Source organism: Kitasatospora sp. NPDC101183 (assembly GCF_044767945.1).
Taxonomy (GTDB): Bacteria; Actinomycetota; Actinomycetes; order Streptomycetales; family Streptomycetaceae; genus Kitasatospora.
In genome coordinates, this window is sequence record NZ_JBIWOW010000066.1 from 1 (window position 1) to 1,171 (window position 1,171).

At 72.4% G+C, this 1,171-nt stretch carries 1 protein-coding gene; it reads left to right on the forward strand.

Going from position 1 to position 1,171, the window contains the following annotated elements:
- Nucleotides 1-286: 286 nt before the first annotated feature.
- Nucleotides 287-1,063 carry a TrmH family RNA methyltransferase gene (locus ACIRRS_RS38310; protein ID WP_402981715.1) on the forward strand — a complete coding sequence of 259 codons (777 nt, stop codon included), beginning with the start codon at nucleotides 287-289 and terminating at the stop codon, nucleotides 1,061-1,063.
- Nucleotides 1,064-1,171 lie beyond the last annotated feature (108 nt).

The following is a 1,171-nucleotide window of genomic DNA, read 5'->3' on the forward strand; positions in this document are numbered from 1 at the left end:
TGCAGATGTCGCAATCCACACCGAGCCAGAAGGCCCTCACTCATTTCAAGATCACCCGACCGTGAGCCCTGTCACCAACCTCCGTGGTCAGTACAGCTAGGGCGTGTCTTTCGGATCACGCCAGGCGGTCGACGCCGGGGCACGCACCTCGACGGCTTCTCGTCAGTCGCCGATGCTCCGCATGGACTCCATCCTCGGCGCCGCCGATGCACGCACCCCAACGCCGCCCGCTGATCCGACGTGATCCGAAAGACACGCCCTAACCGGGATGGGGGAGAGTGGGGGGATGGACGAGGTTGAGGTGGAGCGGGCCTGGCGGGCGGGGGAGCGCGAGGCGGGGGTGGTGGTGCTGGACGGGTTCCACGCGCTGAAGCACGCGCTGCGGTTCGGCGGGGAGGTGCGGCGGGTGGTGACCGCCGACCGGAGCGAACTGCTCGGGCTGGCCCGTGAGTTGGCGCCGGACGTCGAGGCGGCCCTGGAGGGGCTGGCGGTGGCGCTGCCGGAGCGGACGATGCGGGCGCTGGTGCCCCGGCTGCACCCGACCGGGGTGATCGCGCAGGTGCTGCGGCCCTTCGCGGAGGCGAACCGGGAGGCGCTGGCGAGGCGGCCCCGGCAGGGGCCGGTGGTGGTGCTGGAGAACCCGCGCAACCTGGGCAACGTCGGGGCGGTGATCCGGCTGGCGGCCGGGTTCGGGGCGGCCGGGGTGGTGACCACCGGGGAGGTGGACCCGTGGCACCCGACGGTGCTGCGCGGCAGCGCGGGCCTGCACTTCGCCACCGCCGTCGAGCGGGTCGACCCGGCGGAGTTGCCCGGGGGCCCGCTGTACGTGCTGGACCCGGAGGGCGAGGACATCCGCGGCCTGCCGTTCCCGGACGACGCGCTGCTGGCCTTCGGCACCGAGCGGCACGGCGTCTCGGCGGAGCTGAAGGCGAGGGCGGACCACCTGGTGGCGGTGCCGATGCGCCCCGGGGTGTCCAGCTTCAACCTGGCGACCAGCGTCGGGATGGGCCTGTTCCACTGGATGGCGGGGCGCCCGCCCGGCACGGGGCCGGACGGGCGCTGACAGGTTCTAGGAGCAATGCCGGTGACTTATGACTTAGGTCGTGTCCGTTCCGGCAATCGTGACGATTGCCGGAGCGGGTGGCGGCCAGTTGCGGTGTTCGGCCCGTTT

What these genes read in the sequence shown, in the direction of transcription:
- ACIRRS_RS38310 (WP_402981715.1), top strand. Translation starts at nt 287, where the DNA reads ATGGACGAGGTTGAGGTGGAGCGGGCCTGGCGGGCGGGGGAGCGCGAG.